Source organism: Dolomitihabitans soli (assembly GCF_022213955.1).
Taxonomy (GTDB): Bacteria; Actinomycetota; Actinomycetes; order Streptosporangiales; family Streptosporangiaceae; genus Streptosporangium_A; species Streptosporangium_A soli.
This window is the reverse complement of sequence record NZ_JAKNTW010000011.1, coordinates 261,342-287,754: the sequence shown is the minus strand read 5'-3', so window position 1 is coordinate 287,754 and position 26,413 is coordinate 261,342. Positions and strand designations below refer to the sequence as shown.

Sequence of the window (26,413 nt, the reverse complement as noted above, 5' to 3'; positions counted from 1 at the left end):
GCCGGGTCGTTCACGGGGCTATGAATGCTCCTCGATGATCTGATCGAGGAGCCCGTACTCCAAGGCCGCGGTCGCGGTGAACACGCGATCGTGATCAGTGTCGGCGCGTAGGGTCTCGATCGTCTGGCCGGTGTGCCGTGACAGTATGCGTTCGATGTCTGCCCGGACACGTACGACCTCGTCGGCTTGCAGGATGAGATCGGGGATCGTTCCGCGCCCTTGAGCGGCCGGTTGGTGCAGGATTACTCGTGCGTGTGGGAGAGCGGCACGCTTTCCCTCGGCACCCGCCGCGAGAAGGACGGCACCCACCGCGACGGCTTGCCCAACGCAGGTTGTCGAAATCCGCGGCCGGATATGGCGCATAGTATCGTATATCGCGAGCATTGCGCTCGGGTCTCCGCCTTCGCAGTTGATATAGAACTGTATTTCGGCATCGGGGTTGTCTGACTCGAGAAAAATCAGCTGCGCGATGAGCGCGTTCGCGACGCCCGCGTCGATCGCGGTGCCCAGATAGACGATTCGCTCGGTGAGCAGGTGCGAGTAGACATCCATGATCCGCTCGCCACGAGGATTCTGAGCGATGACGTTCGGGATTGTATATGTGGTCACTGACCGACTCCTTCGGTGACGCCGAATCCGGGCCGCGGGCGATTGTGTGGCGCGACTTCGCCGAAGTTCTGCACGATTGCATCTATGAAGCCGTACTCCAGGGCCTCTTGCGCTGTATACCAACGGTCGTGCAGAGAATCCTCGAATATGCGCTCGACGGGCTGACCCGTGTCCTCGGCGATAAGACCGAGCACCGTGTCGCGAGTATGCCGAAGGTCGCCGGCCTGCAGTTCGATGTCGACTGCGGTGCCGCCGATTCCCGCCGAGCCTTGGTGCATCAGGACGCGTGCGTGCGGCAGGGCGCGGCGCTTCCCTCTGGCCCCCGATGACAGCAGGAATTGCCCGGCGCTGTAAGCGATGCCCAGCACGAGGGTCGATACGTCACAGGGAACGAGTCGAATGATGTCGCGGATCGCCAGCATCGAGGGGACCGAGCCGCCCGGGGAGTGAATCCACAATGCGATGTCGGTCGACGCGTCCTGCGTGGCGAGTGCCATCAGTTGCGTGGCCAGCAGCGTCCCATTGTCATCATCGAGAGGGCCGTCGAGAACGAGAACACGCTGCTCGTAGAGCTCGCGTCTTACCCGCTCGTTGAACAGCGGAAGTTTCGATTCTTCTCTCATACGTCCATCATGTGGGGTGATCCGGATCGGCGTCGACACGATCCGCCTGGGGCAGATCTGCTCTGAGCAGCGTGACCTCCAGGGCCAATGCCAGTCCAGGGCAACTGTATTCAAAAGCCCACGCCTATACGCACGTAGTGGTCTAGTTCGGGTCTACCGCCCCTGCGCTTGAAATCCACGTGGGTGTGCATGTGCCGCTCGAATATTGCGTTACGTGGTCTGAGCTGCGGTTAAGCGGCGTGGTGGTATTCGTTGATCACGCCGGTGACGACGGGTTTTCGGCGGATGGATCGTAGGTCGTTGAGGTCGGTCACGTGCCGGGCGGGCTGCGTTGCGATGTCCGGGGGACGTTGGTGCCGCGACTGGTGCGGCCGGTGCCCGTTGTAGTGGGTCAGGTATTCGCGGAGCACGAGTGCCAGGTGGTGTTCATTGAGGATCAGGATCCGGTCCAGGAGTTCGTGGCGCAGGGTGTCGATGACGCGCTCGCAGATGGCGTTCATCCTCGGCGTCCGCGGCAGCGTGGTGATGATCCGGAGCCCTTCAGCCGTGAAGACCTCCCGGAAGGCGGAGGTGAAGAGCGGGTCGCGATCGTGGATCAAGAACCGCAGCCCGGCGATACGCTTCCCCAGGTCCATCACGAGATTTCGGGCCTGCTGCACCGTCCACGCCCCGGTCGGGTGCGCGGTCACTCCGGCCAGGTGCGGTCTCCGGGTGTCGTGGGCAAGGTGTACTGCCGCGTAATACTGGACGCCTACTCGACCGCGGTCAGTTCTCTCGTAAGCCGGGCGATCTGGGCGCGCCGGCGTTAGTACTCGTCGTTCTGGCACCGCACATGCCAGGATGGGGCCGGTCCGGCGCGGCGACGCCGAATGCGATCCCATCCGCGCCCTCATCCAGTGACGTGTGCCCTCAGCGCCGCAGCCTCCACATCGCCGCACGCCCTGCCCGCGCATGGCGTGCGGCACCGCGTGCACCCCCGCGGCCGAGGAGGCGGCCCCGGCCCGACGGGCCATGGCGCAGCGACGGCTATGGCATCTCCAGCAGGACGCGTACATCCCATGGACCGAGACGTAGCTCCGCACCGGTCGCATGGTCAGCGCTGGCGAGCACGTCGCGCACCGCGATTGGTGCCGTGACGGCGATCTCCTGCCAGGTCCAGTTGTGCAGGAAGCGCAGCCGCCGCCCGTCCGCCGTGACGGCGCCGGTTGAGGTGACGCCCGCCGGCATGCCGCCCCACGACCCGGCATCGGGGACGAGCCAGCGAAACAGCGCCGTGGCCATGCCGGGGTTGGGGATGGTGCCGACGCAGGTGATGCGGCCTGAGCCGTACGGGCGGGTGGTCACGGCCGCCCACCGGCCGAAGTGCGGGTGCCGGTAGTCGGCGAGTACCTCGGCGTCCTGCGCGTGCACGCCGTCCACCCATCGGGTGCCCGCGGCGTCGGACGGCAGCGTCAGCGGTGAGCCAGGCATGGCCTGCACGGGCAGGTCGGCCGACAGGTTGCTGAACTCGTCGTACGACACGCCCGCGGTCTCGGCGAGCCGGGCCGGCTGGATCTCGCGGCGCGCGCGTGCCTCGTGATCCGCGTAGGCGGTGCGCGGCCCGAGCACCAGGTGGCCGCCGGCCGAGGCGTAGGCCGCCAGCCAGTCCAGCGTGGCGTCGTCGGCCGCGTACAGTCCGGCGGCGACGAGGACGGGGTGCCGTGCGGCCAGCTCGCCCGGCTCGGCCGCCACCGCCTGAGCCGCGTGCAGCACCCGCACCTGGAGGCCCGCCTCGAACGCGCCACGGTAGAACGGGTCGAAGATGCCCTGGTAGGAACGCCGGTCCGGGCCGCCGTCCGGCAGCGCCAGAGCTGGCTGGGCGGTCAGCGCCCACTTGCTCGGCGTGGAGTAGAGCATCGCAACGTCGTCGTCCGGGATCAGGCCCGCGACCACCTCGCCGGCCGTCTCCAGCTCCGCGCCGATCTGGGCGATCTCCCGATAGACGCGGCCCGGGCGGCCGCTGTGCGGCAGGACACCGCCCCAGTAGGTCTCGGTGCCGAAGACCAGGGTGCGCCACTGCCAGTACTCGATCATGTTCGCGCCCCGCGAGACGAGCGCCCAGGCGGCCTGCCGCCACTGACCGTCGTACGCGGGATGGTTCATCCACGACGGACCGATGGCCTGCGCGTTGGTCTCGGTGACCAGGAAGGGCTCCTGACGTGAGGAGAACATCCGGTCGGCGCTGAGGTAGAACGCCCAGGTGTCGTGGGTGTCCCACAGCTGCGGGCCGCTCTGCCCGGCGGGCAGAGCGAGACCGTCCTGCATGGCGTAGTACGGGTTACCGGCCGTGACGTCGAGACGCCGGGTCAGCTCGTCGTCGGCCACTCCGGGCCGATCGTAGGAGACGCAGGTGGTGACGAACTGGTCCGGCCTGGCGTATTCGCGGACGATGTCCGCCTGCCAGGCGATGAACTCGGTGACCTGCTCGGCCTGAAAGCGACGCCAGGCCTGCTCGTACTGCGGTTGCGCGTTGCCGTCCGGCGTCCACAGGTCTGCCCAGGTCGACAGGCGATGCGACCAGTAGACCAGGCCCCACTCCTCGTTGAGCGTCTCCACGTCGCCGTAGCGGTCGCGTAGGTGATCAACGAAGCGCTGGAAGACGCCGTGGTTGTGCAGCAGCACCAGGCCGGGCTCGTTGTCCACCTGGATGCCGATCACCGCCGGGTGGCCGGCGTACCGCTCCACGACGCGCCGGATGATCCGCTCGGCGTGGAAACGGTAGGCCGGGTGGGTGAAGTCCATCTCCTGGCGGCCGCCCCACGGGATGCGCCGTCCCGCGCCCCGCTCGCCGGCGATCTCGGGGTACTGGCGGGCGAGCCAGGGCGGTACGGCATAGGTCGGGGTGCCGAGGATGACGCCGATGCCGCGCTCGTGTGCGCCGTCAAGCGTGGGCTGGAGCCAGTCCAGGTTGAAGCGCCCGTTCTCGGGCTCCCAGGTCGACCAGACGGACTCGCCGACCCGGATGACGGAGAAGCGCGCCTCTGCCATCAGGTCGAGGTCAGTCTTCAGCAGCTCACCGGGGTGGTATTCGGGGTAGTAGGCGGCGCCGAAGAGCACTCGGGGCACGTGTGTTCCCTTCATTTCGTTCATTGCTTGACCCCGCCGGCGGTGAGGCCGTTCTGCCAGTAGCGCTGGAGCATCAGGAATGCCGCGATCAGCGGGATGATGGACAACAGTGAGCCGGTGACCACGAGGGGGATGACGTCGCCGGTGCCGCCGCCGCCCACCGACGCCCGCGCGGCCCAGTTGGCCAGTCCGACGGTGACGGGATAGAGGGAGGGGTTGTTGAGCATGATCAGCGGCAGGAAGTAGTTGTTCCAGGTGGCGACGAGCGTGAAGAGCAGCACGGTGACGAAGCCCGGCGCGAGCAGGCGCAGCACCACCTGACGGAAGATCCGGAACTCGCCGGCCCCGTCGATGCGGGCCGCTTCCAGGATGCTGTCGGGCACCGCCCCCTCGACGTACACCCGCATGAGGTAGAGCCCGAACGGGTTCGCCAGCGAGGGCAGGATGACCGCCCAGGGCGTGTTCACCAGCCCGACATTCGAGAAGATCAGGTACGTGGGAATGACCAGGGCGGTGCTGGGCACCATGATCGCGCCGAGGACGGCTCCGAACAGCAGCCTGTTGCCGCGGAAGGCGAACTTGGCGAACCCGTAGCCGCCCAGGGCGGCCAGCAGCGCCGCGCCGCCCGCGCTCACCAGCGCGTACATTGCCGTGTTGAGCAGCCAATCGACGTACACTCCGCCGTCGGCGGTGAAGACGTTCCGGACGTTGGCCGGCAGCGCGAAGTCGTCGCCGAACCAGAGCCCGAAGCTGGAGAACAGCGCGCCGGTGCTCTTCGTGGCCGCCACCACCAGCCAGAACAGCGGCAGCAGGAAGTAGACGAAGGCGGCGAGCATCCCCAGCGTGAGCAGCGGGCTACGACGCCGGCCCGCTGCGGCGGAGTGGGCGGCGCCGGTCGCGGCCCGGGGCGGCGCCGTTGCGGTGACGGTCATGTTCTCCTCCGGGCGACGGCGAACTGGACGGTGTACGACACCACGACGATGACGAGCCCGAGCAGGAAGGAGACGGCCGCCGCGTAGTTGACGTCCTGGCTGATGAAGGCCATGGAGTAGGTGTACATGTTGGGGGTGTAGGCGCTGTCGATGACGTTGGGGGCCAGGCGTTGCAGCAACTCCGGCTCGTTGAACAGTTGGAAGCTGCCGATCACCGAGAAGATCAGTGCCATCAGAAGGGCGGGACGCAGGGCGGGGATCTTCACGTTCCAGGCGATCCGCCAGGCGCCGGCACCGTCCACGGCCGCGGCCTCGTACAGCTCGGTGGGGATGGCGCGCAGCGCGGCATACAGGATGATCATGTTGTACCCGGTGAACTCCCAGGTCACGATGTTGGCCACCGAGCCCAGCATCAGGTCGCTGCTGAGCAGGTTCGGCGCGGGCAGGCCCAGCGCTTCGGCGAGCTGGGTGATCGGCCCGAACTGCGGGCCGTACAGGTAACTCCACATCAGCGCGGCGATCACGCCGGGCACCGCGTACGGGAGGAAGATCCCCAGCCGGATCACCCGCGACAGCCACATCATGCCGCTGTCCAGGGCGAGGGCGAACGACAACGCCAGCCCCAGCATGATCGGCACTTGGACGAGGAAGAACCGGCTCACCCGCAGCACGCCGTCGAGCAGTCGCTCGTCGCTCAGCGCCTGGATGTAGTTGTCGAGACCGGAGAAACTGACACCGCCGATCAGCTGCTCCCGGAACAGGCTCAGATATCCGGCGTACGCCAGCGGTGCCACGAGCATGGCGACGAACACGAGGAGGAACGGCGCGACGAAGAGGTAACCCACCCCGTTCCGGCGGGCGCTCGCCCGCCGGGACGGCGGCACCGTCATGACGCTCATCGGGCGACCTTGAAGCCCTGCTTCTCGGCGAAGGTGGTGATTGTCTGCTGCCACTTGTCCAACGCGGCGTCCGTGTCGGTCTTGTCGGCGAGCGACTTGCCTACCGTCTCGTTCCAGTCATTGTTGATCTGGTCCATGAACGGCAGCCAGGTGAAGTCGGCGGGGACCGTGTCGCTGATGTCGGCGAACACCTTGTTCACCTGCTGCCCGCCGTAGAAGTCCGATTTCTGGTCGACGAAGCCCTGGTCGCTCAGCAGCGCCTTGGTCGGCGGATACAGGAACTGCAGGGTCGTCAGCATCTTGGCCGACTCGGGGTCGGTGTTGAGGAATTGGGCGAACATGGCCGCGGCGATCGGGTTCTTGGTCGTCTTGACGACGGCACTGGTCGAGCCGCCCCAGTTGCCGGACTTCTGTTCACCGGCCGTCCACTGCGGCAACGGCGCGACACGCCACTTTCCGCGGGTCTCCTTGGCACTGGTGGACAGGAAGAGCGGGCCCCAGGCGGCGGTCAGCCAGGTCGCGTACCTTCCCTTGTTGAGACCTTGGAACCACTGGTCGCTGAAGTCGGCGTCGGCGGACAGGACGCCCTCCTTGACCAGGCCGCTCCAGTAGGAGGCGAGCTTCTTCGACGTCTCACCGGCGACGTCGACGGAGACTTGGTCGGCGCTCTTCATCTGGAACGGCTTGACGCCGGCCTGCCACATCAGGCCCGTCCAGATCGAGTTATGGTTGGTGGGGAAGTTGGTCAGGTACACGCTGGGGTCGGCGGCGTGCAGCTTGCGGGCCGCGGCGGCGAACTCGTCCCAGGTCTTCGGCGGCTCGATGCCGTGCTTGTCGAAGATGTCCTTGCGGTAGAGCATCCCCATCGGCCCGGTGTCCTGGGGGATCGCCCAGACTTCGCCGTTCCTGCCGCTCACCTGCCCCCACGCCCAGTCGACGAACCGATCCTTGAGCGCCTCCGCGCCGTACGGCCGCAGGTCCAGCAGACCGCCGGTGATGGTGAAGCCGGGAATGTGCTGGTACTCGATCTGCACCACGTCAGGGGCGCCGCTGCCGGCCTTGAGCGCCGTCCGCAGTTTCGTGTACTCCGCCTGGCTGTTACCTGCGTTGATCACCTTGACGCTGATGGCGGGATATTTCTTCTGGAACAGCGCCACTTCCTTCTCGATGTCGGGCAGCCAGGTCCAGAACGTGAGCTCGGTCGGCGTCTTCATCGCCTTGTCGATGTCGGCCTGGCTGATGGCGGCGACGGGCTTGTCCCCGCCGTCGTTGGTGCTGCCGGTGGTGCCGCCGGCGCATCCGGCGAGGAACAGGGTGGCGGCGGCTCCCACGGCGAGCCGCCTCATTCGCGGCAAGGTCATCTCTTACTCCTTGGGGGGGTGGTCGACCGGCGTAGCACGAGCTGCGCCGGCAAGTCGTCGACGGTCGCCGAGCCTGGGGCGTTTTCAATCTGCTGGAGGAGCAGGTCGAACCCGTGCGCGGCGACCGCTTCGAAGTCCTGGCGGATGGTGGTCAGCGGTGGCGACAGGTACGCCGCGGCCGGGATGTCGTCCATCCCGACGACGCTCACCTCCTCAGGGACGGCGCGGCCCGCCTCAGTCATGGCCCACAGCAGGCCGATCGCCATCTCGTCATTGGCCACGAACACCGCGGTGACCTCCGGGTCGGCGGCTAGCCGCCGACCGGCCTCGTAACCCGAGGCGGGCGACCAGTCCCCTTCGATCGGTGGTGGCGCGGCGATCTCCGCGACGTCGAGCGCGTGCCGCCAGCCACGGGCCCGGTCGCGCGTCGACCGCCACTCACTAGGCCCCGCGACATGCCAGACCGTCGCGTGCCCCAGGCCGAGCAGGTGCTCGGTGGCGACCCGGCCCGCATCGAAGCCGGAAGCTCCGGTGACCACCACCCGGGGCCCGTCGAGACCAGGGAACCTGCCAAAGCTGAGCACGGGGATGTCCGGGTCGATGCGCAGCTCCTGCCCATCGTCTATCGGCTCGGACAGCACGATGCCGTCCACACCCTGGTCCAGCAGGGACTCCACCGCGCTCTTGATGCTGTCCGGTCTGCCTTCGAACGTGTGGACCACGCTGAACGCGTAGCTCGTCTGCCGCGCCCGCCGCTCCAGCGCGACCAGCAGCGACGAGGGCCCGTACAGCGAGCTGTCGAGCGAGACCATTCCGATGCGCTGGAAGCGGCCCAGATTGAGCGCGCGGGCCGCGGTGTTGGGGCGATACCCGAGCTCGCGAGCCACCGCGAGAACCCGCTCCCGAACGTCGGCGCTGACGTACGGCTCGCCATTCATGACACGCGAGACGGTCTTCTGCGAGACGCCGGCGCGCCGCGCGACGTCGGTGCTGCTGGGGGTGCGGCGCCTGGCCTCCGCCATGAGGACTCCTCGATCCTGACTACGTAGTCAGACAGGGAAGATCTGTTGCCTGACTACGTAGTCAGGCTGGGATGCCCATTACTCTCGATTCCGGAGACACCTCTTGTCAAGGGCTTGTTTCACGCTCGTTTCCGCCCGTGGCCACCCCGCATCCGCCGGCCGCGACGGCTCGGGCGCTCACGGGCCCGAGTGGGGTGTACCGCTTCAAGGTGTGGCCAAGTCCCACTCCCGGCCCAAGACCGCCAACGACAACCCGCACGTCGAGGCCAGCTTCAAGACCCTCAAGTACTGTCCCGACTTCCCCGGCCGGTTCGGCTCCATCGAAGACGCCCGCGCCTTCAGCCAGGACTTCTACACCTGGTACAACCGTGATCACTTTCACTCCGGGATCGGCTACCACCACCCGGTTGACGTGCACTACGGGCGCGCCGCCTCCGTCCGCGACCGGCGCGCCGCCGTGTTGGCCGGTGCCCAAGCCGCCCACCCCGAACGGTTCGCCAGCGGCGGCCTCCCCACCCCGCCCGACCTGCCCGGCCCTGCCTGGATCAACAAGCCCAAGACCGAGAAGGACGCCACAGAGAAGTCGACACAGAATTAGCCCTGTGCCGCTCGAATATTGCGTTACGTGGTCTGAGCTGCGGTTAAGCGGCGTGGTGGTAAGTACAAGCGACTGAAACGCAGCAACAGGCGCGCAAAGAATTGGCTGCGACGGGTTCAGGACACTGCTCCGAGGCTGTTCGCGCACTGGGCGCTGCGCTACTGACCCGACAGCAGGGACGGCACGAGCCGGATGACAGGAGACTGTCACGTCCGGATCTGTGAGGGCCGGGGGCTGCGATGCCCCCGGCTACTCGGCCAGGCGCAGCGTTCCGCGTCTCACTCCAGCTCACTTGACGGCACGCGCACCGAATGGCCCGGCTTGTACCGCCGCTTGATCGCCAGTCCGTTGCCTGTGAGGGTGACCGTGGTGCGTGTCACGAGCAGGTCGAGCTGGCGTCCGCGCCAGCGGAGGTGACGTACGCCGGCATTGTCCAGCTTCGAAGGGAGGTTCGGGGTGATGACCAGAGCATCCGGCTCGGCTTCGACCCCGATGAAGGCGTACAGGAAACTGGCTGGTGCCAGTCCGCTCTCCGGGAACGGGATATCGGTTCCGACCGAGCTCCCGCCCGGGCTGCCGACCGTGCTCTCGCCGCGGAACAGGGGAGCGCCGCCGCAGATGTGGTCGGGTTCGCTCCACCGATCGAGGATCGTCGTCATCCGCGCCCAGGCATCATCGGCGGATCGATAGCGGGCGCGCGCCATCACGTCGAATCCCGAGGTGTAGAGGATGGCTCCGCCATCTTGCACTTCGTCTCCCCAGGGAGTCGTGAGGTGGGTCAGGAAGAACCAGTAGCTGTTGCGGCGCGTCGTCGACCTCGGGGCGAACACCCACTTCGAGTAGATGTCGGCGGGTCCCTCGACGTAGTCGCCGAGTGCTACGACGAACCTGGTCGAGGCATCCGATGCGGGACGCCCGTCGGAATACGCCGTCGCCCCCGGCACGGTTGTCGCCGACGACCACCACGCGAGCGTGCCCGTGACCTGTGAGACCTCCAGGTAGTACACGCCGGGTGGCTGCTTCGGCAGATCGATGTGCGCTACCTGGCCGTCGCTCCAGTCGGTGAACCGCTGTTCCGCGATCTTGACCGACGTCTCGCCCGGCAGCCCCTGGTAGAACGCCATCGTGAACGCGGCACCGCGCTTGCCGTAGGTGGGGAATCGCGCGGCGACGCTCGTGAATTCGGCGTTCGCCGTGAAGCTCTGCCCCAGCGAGTGGCCCGCTCCGATCGTCGGTGCCAGGCCGCCGCTCTCGATCAGTACGACCGCATCCTGCAGCTCGGTGTGGCCGTTGTCGAGCCAGTCGAAGATGCGCGCGGCCTGCTTCTCGGTGGGGAGACCGAACGACGCCGCTTCGAGATTGACGTAGGTCGAGCCGTAGTCGTGAGCGACGCCGTCGGCGTCGATGGTCTGGACGTACCTGCCCGCCGCGTCGTTCCAGAACACCTGGTTGTAGCGCTGCCGGGCTTGCCGGCGCACCGACCTCAGCTCGTCCGCGATCGTCGCGTTTCCGACGTGATCCTCGAGCTGAGCCATCGCCTCGAGGGCCCCGTAGAAGTAGGCGTTGAGATAGGCGTCTTGATAGCCGAACGACGTGATGTCCCAGTAGTTGGAGGCCAGCGATCCGTCCCGTCCGCTGTGGTCGGGCGACGTGATCGTGACAATCCCACTCTTTCCGTCGAGTGAGTCGAGATAGAAGCTCATCGCACGCCGTACTCGCGGCAGCATCGTGGCGAGGAATTCGGAGTCTCCCGTCCACGAGTAGTAACGCCAGGCGCCGAGGATGTACATGGCATTGGACGTGAAGTGTCTAGCGTCGAAGAGAGTCGGGTCGGGGAAGGGCCACGCCGGCGAATCCGGCCATGACCAGACGTACCCGTCCTCTTCCAGTCGCGTGCTCAACAGGGAATCGGCCTGTGCCTTGGAGCCCGCCGTGGCGGTCCAGTCCAGGATGCGCCCCTCCCAGTCGGCCCAGTCCATGGCGTGCCCGCTGAACCGGTAGCTGAGCGCACGCTCCCAGTAGAAGGTGGACAGCTGCGTCGCCCTGTGCTGATCGGATGCCACGAAAACCGGAAAGACCTCCGGCAGTGCGTCGGAATGCGGCTGGACTTCCACCGCGAGCGATCGCGAGATGGCCTGCTCCGTGTCCGCGCTGCCGGAGTTGAGCGTCATCGCCATCGACTCGGCGGTCATCGTGCCGTCGAGGACCGGTTCGGTGCCCGTGATCTGGAGGTCGTACGGGCCGCTGCCGCTCGCTGTGACCGCCTTCGATCCCGACACCGGGTTCGTCCAGGCGTCTCGACGCTTCAGTTGTTGGGCGGGCATGTAGTCGCCGCGGTCTCCGTAGAAGCGGTTGAACAGGACGCCGTCCGCTGCGGCGACGGAGTATCCGTCGCGGAGCCACGACGTGTTGAGCGTCAGGCCGGGGTCGGACCGTGGTTCGTTCTGCCACTGAATGTCGTACGTCATCGTCAGGTTCCGGCCGGAGAGCTTTAGATCCCACGACGCGATGCCGTCGACGTTGAAACCCGCGACCTCGATCGTCATCGTGCGATCCGCCTGCACCTGACGATTGTTGTATGCCGATCCGCCCACGTCGACCGTGGTGTCGCCGAGCCGGCTCCACCAGCCGGGCGTTCCCGAATGGTGCGATATCTCCAGGTAGTAGGCCCCAGCCGGCTGATCCGGCACATCGAGGTAGGCCCATCCGTTGTCCTGCACCGGGTTCACCTCGCGACTGACGATCTCGGTGAGACCGGTCTCGGGAGTTCCCGCGTAGAGCGTCATCGTCAACGCCGAGTTCTGGCTGCTCCAGGTGGGGAACTGGCCACCGACTCGGGAGAAGCGGTACATCGTCGCGGTGAACGACTGGCCGAGCGTCTGCCCGGCGCTGAGCGGGACGGGGGAGTTGAGCTGCCGCTGTTCAAGGTTCATCGTCGACGGCATTTGGATACCCGCCAGGCTCAGCGCTGTGTCGCTCGCCGTGCAGGTGACGCCATTGTTGAAACCGGCGTCGAAGAAGTCGGTCGCGCCGAGAAACACCGAGCCGAACACCGTGGGTTCGTACTGGCCGGAGCCCGTCGGATCGCACGCGAATCGGGTGAGTTTTCCGTACGCGCCGGAGAGACTGATGAACTTGTTTTCGAGCTGGTACGTCGCGGCCTCTGCCGCGGCAGCGGCCTGGGGGGTGCGCCACAGGCCGCTCGCGGCAAGGAGCAGGCCACTGCCCGCTCCCTGGAGGAAGATGCGCCGACTCGTGCGGAATCGCGTGCTGTCCGTGGCCACGGAGGTCTCCAGTCGCTCGATCGTGGTAGTGGTGTTCGCGGCTCGAAGCACGCAATGACGTCGTCTGAGCGAGCGCCGGAACGGCAACTAGCAGTCGACTTGAAAGCTTTCAATTAGGGTCACAGACGAGCCGAGCACTGTCAACCATGTGACGAATGTGGCCATTTCTCGTAGCCGACCGGCGAGCCGGCGGCAACGCGGATCGCAGTCGAGATCTCCGCCGCCGCCGCTGAAATTGCTCCAGGCAACTACCTGTCACCATCACGGCACCAGCCAGGAGCGGGACCGTACGGTTTACTGGACAGACCCCGTCGGCAGGTGGCAAGGCCTCGGCCGTCGTGGGCGGATCGGGCGGTGCTCAGCGCGCCGGCGCGTCTGCCGTCTCCAGCCGGTCGCCGGCGGTTGTTCGTGACGCCGGGCACGCTGCGGCGAGCTCCGTGACGAGGTCGGCCCGGTCCAGGGAGCGGCAAATGCGCAGATCAGACCTTACGTGGCAAGCTCATGGGCGGGGGGCCGAAGCCATGGGCAGCGAGCCAGGTGGCACAGAGGCCAGGCCAGGCGGATGCGGCCAGTCCGCTCTGGGCGAGCCCGAGCCCGTGCTCGCCCTCGGGAAAGACATGTAGCTCGTACGGTGTTCCGGCGCGGGCGAGTGCGGCGGCGAACAACAGGCTGTTCTCGGCCGGGACCCCTTCGTCGGCCGCGGTGTGCCAGAGGAACGTGGGCGGCGTCTCGGCGGTCACGTTGAGGTGGGCGGACAGGGCCCTCGCCTGCTCCTCGGTGCTGTCGGCGCCGAGCAGCCTGCGGCGCGACCCGGAGCGCGCGCGCGACCCGGTGAGGTCGATGACCGGGTACCCGAGCACCAGGGCATCCGGGCGCTCCCCGTCTTTCGAGGTGGCGAGGGTGGCGGCGAGGTGGCCGCCCGCGGAGAACCCCATGACGGCGACCCGCGAGGTCCCGCGTTCCCGGACGACGCGCACCGCCTGGCGCAGGTCGTACAGCGGAGCCGGATGCAGCGGCTCGCTCCCCGGCCCGGCTCCGGCCACCCGGTATTGGAGCACGTAGGCGTCGATGCCCAGCGTGACCAGCCAGCGGGCCACGTCCGCGCCCTCGTACCCGGCCAGCCCGGCGTAACCGCCGCCTGGGCACACCACAACCGCACCCGTGGCCGGGCCGTTCGCCGCGTACAGCGTCAGGCTCGGCGGTTCACCGGTAGCCGGGCCCGGGGGAGTTGCCGGCCAGAGCGGAATGTCGATCATGCTTCGGCACCTTACCCCGCGAAAGGTTAGGGAGATTTGCTGAACCGATTGACCGCGACCCGTCAAGCTCGTTGGACGAACGACCGGGGCGGCAGCGGCTTACGCAGCTCCGGCCAGGAGAAGAAGGCAGGTGTCGAGGGTACGCTCGGCCGGCTTGAGGATGTCGGTCACCGGCGGACAGCCCCTTCTGGTCACCTGGCAGAGATGCCTAATCTCCATGTTGAAATGTTTCAGCTAAACAACCCCAATGTGTCCCCTCAGCACCCAGCGTTGACGTGAAGACCTCGGGCTGCTTACGGTGCATAGTACTTGAAATGTTTCAATTTTTCTTGAGGGAGCCCGCTTCATGCATCTAGCCGTGACTGGTATGCGCGTGGAAGGACTGGCCGAACCCCTGGGTCTTGACGCGAGTGCGCCGGAGTTCTCCTGGCGGATCACCGGGGCCGGCCGCGGGCGGGCACAGAGCGCGTACCGGCTGATCGTGGGACGAGAGTGCGATCCGGCCGCCGAGGGAGCCGAGGTGGTCTGGGACAGCGGCATCGTGACCTCGGCCGCGACTTACGACCTCCCGTACGGCGGTGCTGAGCTCCGGCCCCGTACGCGCTACCAGTGGCGGGTCAAGGTGGCCGACGAGAGTGGCACGTGGACGGGCTGGGGCCCGGCGTCCTGGTTCGAGACCGGTCTCGGCGATGCCACCGGGTGGACGGCGGGCTGGATCGGTACGCCCGTGGTGCCCGGGTCGCAGCGGTTGCCGTCGCTGGAGAACGTGCCGCGTATCTGGGTCGCCGACCGGCTCGGGCCGTCCGGCTCGGAGACGGGGGCGTTCAGGACGCGGTTCGTGGTGCCGGGCGGGGCCAGGCCGCTGTCGGCATGGCTGATGATCGGCGGCGCCGCCGAGGTCGAGGCGTACGTCAACGGCGTGCCGCTCGCGGGGGAGAGGCGGGAAGGGGCGTTCGTGGCCGACGCGGGTGACCTGGTGGCCTCGGGCGAGAACGTGCTCGCGATCAGGGCCGCAGGCTCGGGGCTGTGCGTGCGGCTGGAGGTCGTGGCCGAGGGACGGCAGGTGCTGCCGCAACACGTGCCGGTGGCCGGGGAGAGCGCCGTGACCGTCACGTCCGGTGGCCGGTGGCGGGCCAGTGACCGGCCCGGCGACGGGTTCGAGCAGTCCGGGTTCGACGACGCGGCGTGGCCGCTGGCCGAGGAGGTGGGGCTGCACGGCGACCCACCGCTGGGTCGCGAGCCGATCGGCGACCGGCCCAGCCCCTACCTGCGGCGCGAGTTCGGCGTGCCGTCACCGGTGCGCCGGGCCAGGCTGTACGCCACCGCGCTCGGCGTCTACGAGATCCACCTGAACGGCACCAAAGTGAGCGACGACCACCTGGCCCCCGGCTGGACCGACTATCGCCACCGTGTCACGTACCAGACCTATGACGTCACGGAACTGGTGTCGGAGGGGCACAACGCGCTCGGCGCGATTCTCGCCGACGGGTGGTACGCGGGCAACATCAGCTGGTTCGGCCCCTTCCACTACGGCCGGCGCCTGGCCTTCCGCGCCGAGCTGGAGATCCTGCACGACGACGGCGGCGTCACCCGGCTGCGCACCGACTCGGAATGGCGGGCCGCCTCGGGCTCGATCCGCTACGCCGACCTGCAGAACGGCGAGCGGCAGGATCTGGCGGCCGAGCCGCTCGGCTGGACGGCGGCCGGGTTCGACGACTCCGGCTGGGTGCCCGCGGTGCCCGTCAGCCCGCCCGCCGGCCGGTTGACCGCCGCCGTCGCGCCGCCGATCCGGGTGCACGAGGAGCTGGAGCCGGTGGCGGTGTGGGAGCGGCGGCCCGGCGTGTGGATCGCCGACTTCGGGCAGAACCTGGTCGGCTGGGTCCGGCTCACCGGCCGCGCCGGCCGCGACCGCCCGGTGGTGCTGCGGCACGCCGAGGTCCTCGACCATGAGGGCGGGCTGCACCTGGCCAACCTGCGCTCGGCCCGCGCGACGGACGAGTTCCTGCCGCGTGGCGAGGAGCTGGAGACGTTCGAGCCGAGGTTCACCTTCCACGGGTTCCGCTACGTGGAGGTGTCGGGGCTGCGCGCGGCGCCGGAGGCGATCACGGCCAGGGTGGCACACGCCGCGATGGAGCCGGTGGGGGAGTTCACCTGCTCCGACGAGCGGCTCGACCGGTTGCAGCGCAACATCGTGTGGGGGCAGCGGGGCAACTTCCTGGCCGTCCCCACCGACTGTCCGCAGCGTGACGAGCGGCTGGGCTGGACGGGTGACATCTGGGCGTTCGCGCCCACCGCGCTGTTCAACTACGACGCCGCCGCCTTCCTGCGGAGCTGGCTGGCCGACGTGGTCGACGCGCAGGGCGACGACGGCGCGGTCACGCACGTGGTGCCCGACGTATTGTCGGGCCGCGGCTCGTCGCCCAACGCCAAGGAGGCGGGCTCGCCCGGCTGGGGCGACGCGCTGGTGATGCTGCCGTGGGCTCTGCACCGGCTGCGCGGCGACACCGGGGTGGTGGCGGCCTGCTTCGAGCCGATGCTGCGCTGGCTGGCGTACCTGGACAAACGCTCCGACGGTGGGATCTTCCCCGAGGAGGGGTTCGGCGACTGGCTGTCGATCGGCGCCGAGACCCCCAAACGGCTCGTCGGCACGGCGATCTTCGCTCTGTCCGCCCGGCAACTCGCCGAACTCGCCGCCGTGCTCGGCCGCGACGCGGACGAGCGGGCCTGTCTGGAGCTGTACGGGCACGTACGGCGGGCGTTCCGCGCGGCCTTCATCGAGGGGCCCGGCGTGCTGGTGAGCAAGACGCAGACCGCGTACGTGCTGGCCATCATGGCCGGGCTGCTGGAGGAGGACGAGCTGCCCAGGGCCGTGGCCCGGCTGACCGGCGACATCGAGGCACGCGGCGATCACCTGTCGACCGGTTTCCTCGGCACGCCGTACCTGCTGGACGCGCTCACCTCGACCGGGCGGCTGGACGTGGCCTACCGGCTGCTGACGCAGGACACCTTCCCTTCGTGGCTCTACCCGGTCGTGCACGGCGACGCGACGACCATGTGGGAGCGCTGGGACTCCTGGAGCCACCACCGTGGGCTGCAGGACCCGGCCATGAACTCCTTCAACCACTACGCCTATGGGGCCGTCGGCGACTGGATGTACCGGACGGTCGGCGGGCTGGCCCCAGGGTCGCCGGGGTACGCCGACATCGTCGTGCACCCCCGCCCCGGCGGAGGGATCGGCTGGGCGAGAACCGCGCACCGCACCAGGCACGGCAGGGTGGAGATCTCCTGGCGGCTGGAGGGCGACGGCTTCGCCCTGGACGTCGTCGTGCCGCCCAATACCCGCGCCGAGGTACACGTGCCCGCGCCGCCGGAGCGGGTGACCGAGGGCGGCGTGCCGGCCATCGAGGCCGAGTGCGTGGCCTTCGACCGGCTCGACGGCGGAGCCGCGGTCTACCGGATCGGTTCGGGCTCGTACGCGTTCCGCACCGGGATCAAGAGGAACGCCGGGGGCGAGGAGGACCGGGCCGAGTAGGAGCGAGCAGCACCGCGAGCATCGGCAACAGGCGCCGCTGTATCCGATGCTGAGGTGCACCTACCCTGAGGTAGGCGGGGGCGCGGTGGATGCGCGGATGATGAGCTCGGGCTGGAAGACGATCTCCTGGTGCCAGTGGTTGTCGTCCGCGCGAAAGTCGGTGACCAGGAGCTCGGCGGCGGCCTGACCGAGTTGCTGCTTCGGCATGCGGATCGAGGTCAGCGCCGGTGACAGCAGGGCGGCGAACTCGACGTCGTCGTACCCCACCACGCTCATCTCGCCGGGTGCGGCGATCCCGCGCTTCGCCAGGTCGCGCAGGACGCCGACGGCGACCATGTCGTTGATGCAGAAGATCGCTGACGGCCTGCGTCCGTCGTCGAGCAGCTGGGCCAGCCCTGTCTCGCCGCCTTGGGCGTTGAGCACGGACAGAGTGATCTCGCTGATCGCCTCGTCGGGGTCGAGCCCCGCCCGGCGCGCCGCGCGGTGCAGCCCTTCCCTGCGGTCGGCGCACTGCCTGACCGTGGAGGGCCCGTTGAGGAAGCCGATGCGGCGGTGGCCGAGTGAGAAGAGGTGGTCACCGGCCAGGTCACCTCCCTGGACGTTGTTCACGGCCACCGCGCACAGCTGAGAGCCGACACCGAGCCGGTCCAGGAGCACGACCCCCACTCCGCGCTGCCGGAGTTCGATGAGGTGCTCGATGTCGTCGCCTGCCGGCGAGATGAGGATGCCGGCGACCCGATGCTCCTCAAGGGTCTTCAGGTAGTAGGCCTCCTTGTCGGGAGAGTCGTCGGAACTGCAAACCATCAGCAGGAACTGCTCCTTGGCCAGCTTGCTCTCTATGCCCGGCAGTATCTCGCTGAAGTAGGGACTGCCTATTTCGCGCACCACCACCCCCACCGTGCGGCTTCGGCCTCCGCGCAGCTGCCGCGCCGGCGCGTTGGGCACGAAACCCAGGGCGGCGATGGAGGAGCGGACCCGTCGCTGGGTCCGCTCCGCCACCAGCTCGGGGCGGTTGAGCACATTGGAGACGGTGCCGAGCGACACTCCGGCGTGCGCGGCCACGTCGACCATGCTGAGGCGCGTCCGGGCGCGCTCTCCGTCGGAGCCGCTCGTCGAGGTCTTGCTCGGTCTGTCGATATCGGACACCCCGTGGATACCCTTTCAGCTCACAGCTTGGCTGGACCAGTATATCAAATTGAAAGGTTTCACTCATTTACCTGTACAGACGTCGATCCGGTGCGCGAACCTGTTGACCTCACCAAGGTCACCGTCTACTGTGCGGGCATTGAAATGTTTCAATCCCTCTCGGCGTCGATGTGGAGGTTCCGTGCCACCCCCGTCCACCGAACCACATGAAGCGGCATGCCCCGCCCCGATCCGACTCCGTGTGGAGGATCACCCTGCGGGGCCCCCTCGCACGGGCAGGGCGTTGCCGGTGGTGCTGACGGCCCACCCCCGCCTGTCGTGGGTGGTTCCGCTGGTGCGGCAGGGGCAGCGGCAGACCGCTTACCAGGTCGTGGCGTCGTCAGCGGATGGCACGGTATGGGATTCCGGCCGGATCGAGTCCGGCAGGAACGCGCACGTGCGGTGGGGCGGCCCGCCCGTCGCGCCGCACTCGGCCCTGCGCTGGACCGTGAGGGTCTGGGACGAGCACGCGAGGCTCTCGCCATGGGCGCATGAGACGGACCTGATCGCCGGGCCGCTGACCGCGGACGACTGGACGGCACGCTGGATCGAGATTCCGGCGACACACGCGGCAGGCGAGGAGTTCTCCTGGGATCCGGCGTGCCGGGCCTGGCGAGCGCGCCTGCACCTGGCCGGCCTGGGCCTGTTACGAGTTCTGGTCGACGGGCAGGCGGTCAACCCCGATGCGAGCGACCCCTCGCGCACGGCGTTATCCCGGGCGGCGAGCCGCAGTTATGACGTCACGGGACTGCTGCGGGACGGCAACCGACACACTCTGGCGGTCGTGGCCGGCATCGGCCACTACGGGCAGGTGCTCGCCCAGCCACGCGCCCTGGTCGAGCTGCGGGTGGAGCTCGACAACGGCAGCGTCGTACGGGTGGGCACCGGCCCGCACTGGCGGCATGGCCCCTCCTCGGTCATCCGCGAGGACCCCTTCTACCTTGAAGAGCACGACGCCCGCAGGACATTCAGCGGCACTGCCGGGACAGGCGTCGCAGGGGAGCCGGCGCGCGCGGTTGAGCGGCCGGTCGCCACCCTCGCACCCGACGCCGGACCGCCGCTCGCCGTGGTGGAGGAGATCGCGGCGATCCCATGCGACGACGCGGGTGGAGTCCTCGTCTTCGACGCCGGCCGTAACGTGGCCGGGCGCAGCCGGGTCGTCGTACGCGGCGCCGCCCCCGGTACAAGGATCGAGATCGTTCACGGAGAGAAGCTCGACGACGCCGGCCGCGTTGGGACGCTCAACATCCGGCTGCCCGACGACCGGGACCGGGAGCGGCAGGTGCTGGTCTGGACCTGCGCCGGCGGTGTCGACGTCGCGGAGGCGTGGTTCGCGTTCTACGGCTTTCGCTATGTCGAGGTGCGCGGCGTCCCGGCCGGCGCCGCCGTCGAGGTGACTGCCAGGGTGCTGCACTCCGACGTCGCGCTCACCGGCATTTTCGCGAGCGACGAGCCGCTGCTGGACCGTCTCGTGGCGATGGCGGTACGGACTCAGCGCAACAACTCTCACTCCCATCCGGAGGACTGCCCCACCCGCGAGCAGGGCGGCTGGACCGGTGACGCGTCGGTGTCGGCGGAGGCCGCCTTCTCCCACCTCGACATGGCCGGCCTCTATCGGCACTGGCTCGACGACGTGGTGGCCGACCAGCGCCCCGACGGCGGCGTCCTCGGATTGACCCCGCACCTGCTGGGAGCGCGTCACGTCCAGCCCGCCGACCCGGTGTGGGGCTCGGCGATGACCGAGATCCCGCTCCAGCACTGGCGGCACACCGGCGACGACACGCTCATCATCCGGCTGTTGCCGGCCATGCGCCGCTGGTGCGACTGGCAACTCGGCACGCTGTCGGGCGGCGTCGTCAGGGGCGCTGACATCAGCTACGGCGCGGACTGGCTCGCCCCCGAGCGCACCTCGCCGGTGATGCTGCAGACCGCGGCCGTCATCCGCTCCCTGCGCGCGCTGGCCGAACTGGAGGCCGTCGCAGGCGACGGCTGCGAGGCCGCGCGGCGCGAGCGCGAGGCCGATGCGCTGGCGAGCACGGCCAGGGCCGTGCTGCACGATCCGCTCACCCATGAGTGGGCCGACTCGGGCCAGGGTTCCGCTGCCGTCGCGCTGGCGTCCGGGCTGGCCTCGGACGAGGCGGAGCGGCGCGCTCTGGCCGACCAGATCCGCGTGGACATGCGTGTCCGCGGCGACAGGGTGTCGACCGGGTTCGCGGCCACCCAGTTACTCGTGCGAGCCATGGCGGAGGCCGACGGCGGCACGGCGCTGATCGCGGCGGTGCGCCAGCCGGAGCAGCCCGGCATCGGCGCGATGCTCACCACGGGGCCAGGTACGTTCTGGGAAACCTGGTGGATCGACGACGAGAACGCCGGTGTCGCCTCGCTTGACCACATCGGTCTCGCCGCGCCGTTCGCCGCCTGGGCATGGACGCACGTGGCGGGCATCCGGCCGCTGGCAGAGGGGTATCGCCGCTTCGTCGTCGCGCCGCGCCTGCTCGGGCCGGTGACCAGGATCGATGTCACGGTCGAGACGGTCCGCGGCACGATCGCACTCGGCTGGAGGCTCGACGGCGACACGCTGACGCTGGAGCTGACCGTCCCGGTGGGCAGCACGGCCCTGGTCGACCTGCCGGGCCGCCCGGCGCAGGAGTACGAATCCGGCCGGCACCGCATCGTGGCGACCGGCATACCCCTCGCTCAGGAGCGGCCGGCCATTGGCCGGACACCGCCCGTGCCGCCGGGCCAAATGGTCACCGCGGCGGTGCTCAGAGGCGGCGCGGTGAGCGCGGACGCCGACGCGGGCTGGAAGGCCCGCCTCGATGGGCACGAACTGCGGATCGAGGCGCCACCCGGCGCGCCGATCGGGTCCTGCGCCGAAGTCGTCCTCCGCGGCGCCGCCGGCGAGCCGCTCGCCCGCCGGGTGGTCCGCGCTGGACGATCCGCTCGCTGGCTGTCTCGCGGCGTCAGGGCGCCCGGCTGGACGGCCGGCCCTGGCGTCCGGCTCGACGTCCTCCACGGCACGTTCGTCTGCACGCCGGTCTTCCACGGAACGTTCCCTGGGCCGACCTTCGAAGTCAGCGGGCCGCCCCTTCCACCAGGGCAGACCCGATGGGTACGGCTGCCGCTCCCCGGCGGGGACGACCTCGGTGACGCGGCCTTCGCCTTCGCGGAGGTGGATCTGTGCTTCCCGGTGCTGCCCGGCCGCACGATCGTGCCGATACTCCGGTTGACCGGAGCCGACGGCAGCAGCGTTCAGGACACCGTCCGCCCGCTTCCCGTCTGCTGGAACAGGATCGGCGTCGACCTGTCGCGATGGCCTGGCAGGGAGAGGGTGGTCGAAGTGGCCGTCGGGGTCGCCTGGCTGGACCGGCCCGATTCGGCCAGAGGGCCGGCGCTTCCGCTCGACCTGCAGGAGGGCCGCTCCAGCCTGCCGTTCCGGATGGGCGATGTGGGGTGGACCAGTGCGCCACGTACCTGTTGAGCGGGCTCGCAACCCGCTGCGGGCCCCGACTGCCTTGCCGTTCGCCGAGTTCCTGTCAGAAGGAGATTGAAGATGATCAGTCGCATCGCACCATGGAGGACCCGCGGCCTGGCCGCCGCCCTCGTCCCGATGCTCACCCTGGCCGCCGCATGCAGCGGTGGCGAAGGGGGCGAAACGGGCGCCGTCGACGGCAGCACCAGCATCACCCTCTCGATGCAGGCCGGTCTGGTCCCGCAGTTCGAGAAGTACGCCGCGGCCTACGAGCAGGCCTTCCCGAAGCGGAAGGTGACGGTCGAGTCGTTGCCGGACGACGGCACCCAGTACATCCAGCAGCTCGTCACCGCCCGGCTCGGCGACAAGCTCCCCGACGTCCTGATGAACGTCGACTACGCGGTCAACCGGCTGGCAGCGGGCAACGTCACCATGGACCTGGCCCCGTGGCTCGGGGAAGGCAAGGACGGCCTGAAAGGCAGCGAGTTCCTCCCGCAGTTCGTCGGACAGTATCGGCCGATCGCCAAGCCGGATCAGATCGCCGGTCTGCCGGTGAGCGCCGACTCGGTCACGCTGTTCTACAACCGGACCGCCTTCAAGCGGGCAGGCGTGACCGAGCTGCCGAAGCCCACCTGGACGTGGGATGACATGTACCGGGTCGCGGCGGAGATCCAGAGCAAGTCAGGAGGAGACGTCGTCGGCCTGGTGCCGCCGCTTCGCACCGGTGGCCAGCCCGCCATCTACACGCCGGTGATTCACGCTTACGGAGGCTACGTCTACGACGCGCAGACCAAGAAGTCTGGAATCGGCCAGCCGGAGGCGGTCAAGGCCTGGACGCAACTCATCAAGGCCTACGGCACCGCGTCGCCGGCGTACTCTGCCAACGAGGCCTCGCTGCCCAAGTTCGATCGCGGGCAGGTGGCGATGTCCTTCAGTGTCCGCGCCGGGGTGCCCACGCTCAAGAGCCAGCTGAAGGACGACTGGGACGCCGAGGTCATGCCGACCATCAACGGCAAGACCACCGTCGGTGGCGGCTCCTACGGCCTGTCCATCGCGCAGACCAGCGAGAACAAGGACGCCGCGTGGGCGTTCCTCGCGTGGTTCTACCGCAACGACGGCGGGATGAAGATCGCGCAGGAGACCGGCCAGGTCGTCCCGCCGACCCTGGACGGCCTGGAGAAAGGCATCTGGAAGGACCTGAAGGCGCCGCCGTCCAACAACGCCGTCTTCGCCGACGCCGCCAAGAACGCCCTACTGGCGACGCAACTGCCCGGCAAGGCCCAGGGCGTGCTCGACGAGCAGGTGCTCAAGGCGGTGCAGGAGGTCGTACTGAAGAAGCGGCCGGTGGCCGAGGCCTTCGCCGACGCGGAGAAGGCCGTCAACGAGGCGCTCGCGACGACCGGCGGGTGACGTCGGCGCGGGCACGGCCAAGGAGGAAGATCGATGATGGCGACAGTGACGAGTACAGCCGACGGCAGAGCGGTCGGCACGAGCCCTCCCGCACCTGGCCAGGATGGCAACAGACGCCGGCGACGGCGAGACGCGTGGGCCGCGACGGCGTTCGTGGCGCCGAGCATGCTCGCCTTCGGCGTGTTCGTCATCGTGCCCGCGCTCGCCGGACTGGGCCTGAGCTTCTTCAGCTGGGACCTGTTCACCCCACCTGAATGGGTGGGCCTGGACAATCTCGCCCGCCTGTTCGGCGACGGCCGGATGTGGGGCTCGCTGTGGGTGACGCTGCTGTTCGTGCTCCTGGGAGTGGTTCCGACGATCGTGGTCGGCTTCGTGCTCGCCGTGCTGCTCAACACCAGGCTGCCGGGCGTCGAGACGCTCCGGGTGCTGTATCTGGCCCCGATGGTGGCGTCCTCGGCGGTCGCGGCGGTGCTGTGGGCGTACCTGTACGACGGACGGACCGGTCTCGCCAACTCGATGCTGCGCTGGGTGGGCATCGACGGCCCTGCCTGGCTGTCCGACACCACCTGGGCGCTGCCCGCGCTGTCCCTCATGATGATCTGGCTGGCCCTGCCGCTGGTGATGCTGCTGTACCTGGCCGGGCTGCAACGCATTCCCGACGACATCTACGCCGCTGCGGCGCTGGACGGCGCCGGCTTGTGGCGGCGGTTGTGGAGCATCACCTGGCCCAACGTGATGCAGACGACGGTGCTGGTGACCGTCCTGCAAGTGATCAACTTCGTCAGCGGCTCGTTCGAGACGGCGCTCATCATGACCGGCGGCGGCCCTCTCGACAGCACCCAGACCCTGGCCTTGTACGCCTACCGCACGGCGTTCGAGAAGGGCGAGATGGGCTACGCCAGCGCGCTCGCGCTCTTCCAACTCGTGCTCATCGGCGTCGCCGTGGGTCTGGTACGGCTCGCCGCCAAGCTCAGGAGTGCCACATGACCCTCCGGACCCTCGTCCGATACGCGACGCTGCTGTTGTGCGGGCTGCTCATGGCGGCGCCGCTGTTCTACCTGCTCTCGGCGTCTTTGATGTCGGCGCAGGACGCGCGTGCCTTCCCACCCCACCTGCTGCCGCCGAACGTCGTATGGCACAACTATGTAGAGGCCTACGAGTTCCTCTCCGCACGGGCCATCGTCAACTCGTTCGTCTTCAGCATCGGCATCGTCGCCGTGCAACTGGTGATCTCCATCCCGGCGGGCTTCGCTCTGGCGACGATCCCGTTTCGGTGGACGGGCCTGCTCCTCGGCGTGATCCTTGTGCCGATGTTCGTGCCCGCCAACATGACGCTGATCCCCCTCTACATCATCACCTACCAGCTCGGCCTGGTCGGAACCTACGCCGGCATGATCCTGCCAGTAGCGGGCCAGACGGCGTTCGCGATGCTGCTGTTCCGGCAGTTCTTCGCGGGGCTGCCGGCGGGCCTCATCGAGGCGGCCCGGCTGGACGGCGCGGGCTGGCCACGCGTCCTGACCCTGATCGCGCTGCCGCTGGCCAGGCCGGCGCTGGCCGCCTATTGCTCGATCAGCTTCCTGACCGCGTGGAACACCTACATCTGGCCGCAGGTCGTCGCGCCGGACCGCGAGCACCAGGTGATGACGGTCGCGCTCGCGCCCCTTGCCCAGGGGCAATACACCCTGATGTCGCCCAGCGTCGGCCTGGCCGCGGCAGTGATCAGCATGATGCCGGTGCTGATCATCTTCCTCGTGTTTCAGAAGTGGTACATCAAAGGCGTCGTCGGGACCGGGCTGGAGTAGTAGTAGACGAATGGCGGCAACGTGACAACCAGATCCGCCGGGGTGCGTAGCGCCGGCCGGTCTGGTCACATCACTTCGAGGCCAAGCCGGCGATCAGCTCGTTGAGGACGAGCTCCTCCTCAACTCGACCTATGACGGCTCTGCACCTGCCGACTTCTGACCTATACGTACCTTGCACGTCAGAATCGTTGACGTAGGTCGTTCCGCCCTCCGCGCAGTCTCACGTCCGAGAAGCGGCATCCCGAGCGTATCCAGGCCCCTTCAGCAGACTCGCCCGCTGATGGATCCTCTCCACAAGCTCTGCTGCCCGGGCCTTGATGAACGCGACCCCCTCCGTGCCCCAATCGTGGGGCTTGGTGTCCACGACGCAGATGGTGCCCAGGGTCCCCGTCTGGTCGATCAACGGGGCGCCCAGGTAGGCGCGAACCCCGATCTCGTCCACCACCGGGTTACCGGCGAAGAGGTGGTAGTCCATCACTTCGTCCAACGCCATCGCATGCTTCCTCGTCACCACGTACATGCAGTAACCGTGGTCGCAGCCCATTGTCCGGAACGGATCCGTCTCCCAGTCGACGCCCCGGTCGCGCGAGGAGGGATACAGTCCGGCGAAATACTGTCGTTCTGGGCCGATGAGGTTGACCATGGCGAAAGGCGCCTCTAGCTCGTGGGCCAGGGCACGGGCGAACTCGTCAAACTCAGAGTCAGGCTCCTCTCGGATGCCCAACTCCTGGAGCCGGGCAGCGCGGCGAGGCGCTTCCGTGTCGATGGGGGTCACCAGGCGAAAGGCGGGGGGAAGGCTCATCTCAGGCTCCTATCTGGTTACCCGGCCGTTCCCGTCGTGGACTGCGGCCATCCGGAGAGTATCAAGGTGATCGCGGACCTGAGCTTGCCTGGGCAGCCACCTCGCGAAGCCGTACCAATACCTCTGAGACCGGTCCTTCCAGATGGTCCGACCAGGATTCACCCAAGGCTGTAACTGGCTCGGCCAGGAGACCCGCGACCTCACCACGCGCTTGAAGTCACTATCACTCAGTGTCCCCGCCAGGCTGGGGCGCAGGGTCTCGCGGTTAATGCCCGGGTTCCCGGCCACCGACGCACGCTCGTGTCGGGGCGGACAGATACAACGCGACGGCACCCGCCTTGAACGCTGTCGCCATCACCCTGAAGGCCGTCTGACCACCAAAAACGAAGCAAGATTGAGATACACCGTTAACTGGACACACTCGATCTAGGGATGTAGTACTGGTGGCCGACGCAGTCCGGTGCCTGAGGCTCGCCGCGGGTTGCAGTCCAGCCGCGGACTCCCGCATCAACGAAAGGGCC

The 26,413-nt window shown here is 68.4% G+C and carries 17 protein-coding genes and 1 pseudogene; 6 read left to right on the top strand and 12 right to left on the bottom strand.

The features are described 5' to 3' along the window. Window positions 1-18: 18 nt before the first annotated feature. The 8 genes from MBA17_RS24835 to MBA17_RS24800 all read right to left on the bottom strand — a co-directional run bounded on the left by MBA17_RS24835 (window position 19) and on the right by MBA17_RS24800 (window position 8,551). Complete coding sequence (locus MBA17_RS24835) at window positions 19-609, bottom strand: ClpP family protease (protein WP_238498967.1); 591 nt, start codon at window positions 607-609, stop codon at window positions 19-21. Continuing rightward, entirely contained in the window at window positions 606-1,232 is a 627-nt protein-coding gene (locus MBA17_RS24830; protein ID WP_238498966.1) for a ClpP family protease, read from the bottom strand. Before MBA17_RS24830 ends, MBA17_RS24835 begins: the two co-directional genes overlap by 4 nt. Window positions 1,233-1,462: 230 nt before the next feature. Then, entirely contained in the window at window positions 1,463-1,867 is a 405-nt protein-coding gene (locus MBA17_RS24825) for an integrase core domain-containing protein (RefSeq protein WP_238498965.1), read from the bottom strand. A 391-nt stretch (window positions 1,868-2,258) separates the two neighbouring features. Continuing rightward, complete coding sequence (locus tag MBA17_RS24820) at window positions 2,259-4,337, bottom strand: beta-galactosidase (RefSeq protein WP_238498964.1); 2,079 nt, start codon at window positions 4,335-4,337, stop codon at window positions 2,259-2,261. A 20-nt stretch (window positions 4,338-4,357) separates the two neighbouring features. Continuing rightward, window positions 4,358-5,269 (bottom strand): carbohydrate ABC transporter permease, encoded by a 912-nt coding sequence (locus MBA17_RS24815; protein ID WP_238498963.1) that lies wholly within the window; start codon window positions 5,267-5,269, stop codon window positions 4,358-4,360. Then, the gene (locus tag MBA17_RS24810; protein WP_238498962.1) at window positions 5,266-6,168 is read right to left on the bottom strand and encodes a carbohydrate ABC transporter permease; all 903 of its coding nucleotides are present in this window, start codon (window positions 6,166-6,168) and stop codon (window positions 5,266-5,268) included. The genes MBA17_RS24815 and MBA17_RS24810 overlap by 4 nt, the downstream gene beginning before the upstream one ends. Continuing rightward, window positions 6,165-7,529, bottom strand: coding sequence for an extracellular solute-binding protein (locus MBA17_RS24805; protein ID WP_238498961.1), 1,365 nt, complete (start codon window positions 7,527-7,529; stop codon window positions 6,165-6,167). The genes MBA17_RS24810 and MBA17_RS24805 overlap by 4 nt, the downstream gene beginning before the upstream one ends. Continuing rightward, window positions 7,526-8,551 (bottom strand): LacI family DNA-binding transcriptional regulator, encoded by a 1,026-nt coding sequence (locus MBA17_RS24800; RefSeq protein ID WP_238498960.1) that lies wholly within the window; start codon window positions 8,549-8,551, stop codon window positions 7,526-7,528. The genes MBA17_RS24805 and MBA17_RS24800 overlap by 4 nt, the downstream gene beginning before the upstream one ends. A 208-nt stretch (window positions 8,552-8,759) precedes the next feature. Between MBA17_RS24800 and MBA17_RS50545 the strand changes: the two are divergent. Beyond that, window positions 8,760-9,149: pseudogene (locus MBA17_RS50545) on the top strand (integrase core domain-containing protein); the annotation flags it as partial. A 278-nt stretch (window positions 9,150-9,427) separates the two neighbouring features. Here the strand turns inward: MBA17_RS50545 and MBA17_RS50540 are convergent. Further along, window positions 9,428-12,433, bottom strand: a complete 3,006-nt coding sequence (locus MBA17_RS50540) for an MGH1-like glycoside hydrolase domain-containing protein (RefSeq protein WP_238498959.1) — start codon at window positions 12,431-12,433, stop codon at window positions 9,428-9,430. Window positions 12,434-12,912: 479 nt separating this feature from the next. Continuing rightward, window positions 12,913-13,689: an alpha/beta hydrolase gene (locus MBA17_RS24785; RefSeq protein ID WP_238498958.1), complete on the bottom strand. Its 777-nt coding sequence runs from the start codon at window positions 13,687-13,689 to the stop codon at window positions 12,913-12,915. Window positions 13,690-14,035: 346 nt separating this feature from the next. Between MBA17_RS24785 and MBA17_RS24780 the strand changes: the two genes are divergently transcribed. Then, the gene (locus tag MBA17_RS24780; RefSeq protein WP_238498957.1) at window positions 14,036-17,221 is read left to right on the top strand and encodes a family 78 glycoside hydrolase catalytic domain; all 3,186 of its coding nucleotides are present in this window, start codon (window positions 14,036-14,038) and stop codon (window positions 17,219-17,221) included. Window positions 17,222-17,281: 60 nt separating this feature from the next. Here MBA17_RS24780 and MBA17_RS24775 read toward each other — a convergent pair whose 3' ends face one another. Beyond that, a complete protein-coding gene (locus MBA17_RS24775; protein WP_238498956.1) occupies window positions 17,282-18,367 on the bottom strand; it encodes a LacI family DNA-binding transcriptional regulator in 1,086 nt (361 codons plus the stop codon). A gap of 289 nt (window positions 18,368-18,656) precedes the next feature. Between MBA17_RS24775 and MBA17_RS24770 the strand changes: the two genes are divergently transcribed. From MBA17_RS24770 to MBA17_RS24755, 4 genes are all read left to right on the top strand, one after another. Next, complete coding sequence (locus MBA17_RS24770; RefSeq protein WP_238498955.1) at window positions 18,657-21,887, top strand: family 78 glycoside hydrolase catalytic domain; 3,231 nt, start codon at window positions 18,657-18,659, stop codon at window positions 21,885-21,887. Window positions 21,888-21,959: 72 nt separating this feature from the next. Continuing rightward, window positions 21,960-23,288 (top strand): extracellular solute-binding protein, encoded by a 1,329-nt coding sequence (locus MBA17_RS24765; RefSeq protein ID WP_238498954.1) that lies wholly within the window; start codon window positions 21,960-21,962, stop codon window positions 23,286-23,288. 33 nt (window positions 23,289-23,321) lie between these two features. Next, window positions 23,322-24,275: a carbohydrate ABC transporter permease gene (locus tag MBA17_RS24760; protein ID WP_238498953.1), complete on the top strand. Its 954-nt coding sequence runs from the start codon at window positions 23,322-23,324 to the stop codon at window positions 24,273-24,275. Further along, window positions 24,272-25,090 carry a carbohydrate ABC transporter permease gene (locus MBA17_RS24755; RefSeq protein WP_238498952.1) on the top strand — a complete coding sequence of 273 codons (819 nt, stop codon included), beginning with the start codon at window positions 24,272-24,274 and terminating at the stop codon, window positions 25,088-25,090. The genes MBA17_RS24760 and MBA17_RS24755 overlap by 4 nt, the downstream gene beginning before the upstream one ends. A 220-nt stretch (window positions 25,091-25,310) precedes the next feature. Here MBA17_RS24755 and MBA17_RS24750 read toward each other — a convergent pair whose 3' ends face one another. Continuing rightward, window positions 25,311-25,865 (bottom strand): GAF domain-containing protein, encoded by a 555-nt coding sequence (locus tag MBA17_RS24750; protein ID WP_238498951.1) that lies wholly within the window; start codon window positions 25,863-25,865, stop codon window positions 25,311-25,313. Window positions 25,866-26,413: the final 548 nt, after the last annotated feature.